Origin of the sequence: Herbiconiux daphne (assembly GCF_024979295.1) — a bacterium.
Lineage (GTDB): Bacteria > Actinomycetota > Actinomycetes > Actinomycetales > Microbacteriaceae > Herbiconiux > Herbiconiux daphnes.
Map to the genome: position 1 here is coordinate 1 of NZ_JANLCJ010000422.1, position 683 is coordinate 683.

Here is a 683-nt window from a genome sequence, read left to right on the forward strand (position 1 = left end):
TGATCTTTACGCCATTTGAATTCATGTATCTCTTGTGTGATGATAGTGTCATTTAAAGTAACTTGTTCACGTTTCTTAGCAACCCAAGTTCCAACCCATTCGCTCTTAAGATCAGGAGCAATTGTCTCTCCAGGCTTTGCTTTATAGACACGTTTATCATGCCAATAGAATTTATGATTTTGTAATGATGCAATCAATCTGCTTGTAGGTGGCGTTACTCCTTTCTTCCTGCGCATTTTAAGGCCTTCGAATAAGCCATCTGCTGGTACTTTACTAAACGTTGTTGAGTGCATCTGTAGCTCCTTCTAGTGTTACATATGGTTTCTTAGGGTCATCGGCAAAGAAATGGGTCACTTCTGGTTTCTTACCATTCCAGATTACTTCACCATTTTCATTTAATTTGAATTTACCATTGATAAGACAGTCATTAATGATTTCTAATTTGGCCTCCTTAACAAGTCTGTCCCAAATAATATCTTCCAAATGCTGTTTGTATGTTGGTGCTTCAAAGTTGCATTTTGACATTATTTAACCTCCTCACCAGATACAATACCATAGCCAAGAATAGCTTGAGTTTGTTTTATTTTAAAATATACTGTTGAACCAGGTTTAGCAAGATGATTTTGATTTTTAGGAATGAATACAACCTTATCAGAATCTTTTGCACTATATCCAAGATCTCT

General features: G+C 35.9%; 2 protein-coding genes. Both read right to left on the reverse strand.

All coding sequences use genetic code 11. From position 1 onward, the window contains the following. On the reverse strand, positions 1 to 293 hold a 293-nt coding region (locus N1032_RS25610; RefSeq protein WP_259543420.1), incomplete at its 3' end, for a hypothetical protein. After that, entirely contained in the window at positions 274 to 525 is a 252-nt protein-coding gene (locus tag N1032_RS25615; RefSeq protein WP_259543421.1) for a hypothetical protein, read from the reverse strand. The genes N1032_RS25615 and N1032_RS25610, both read right to left, overlap by 20 nt. Positions 526 to 683 lie beyond the last annotated feature (158 nt).

Bases quoted from the DNA above. Each gene is read 5' to 3' on its own strand.
- N1032_RS25615 (WP_259543421.1), bottom strand. From the start codon at position 525: ATGTCAAAATGCAACTTTGAAGCACCAACATACAAACAGCATTTGGAA.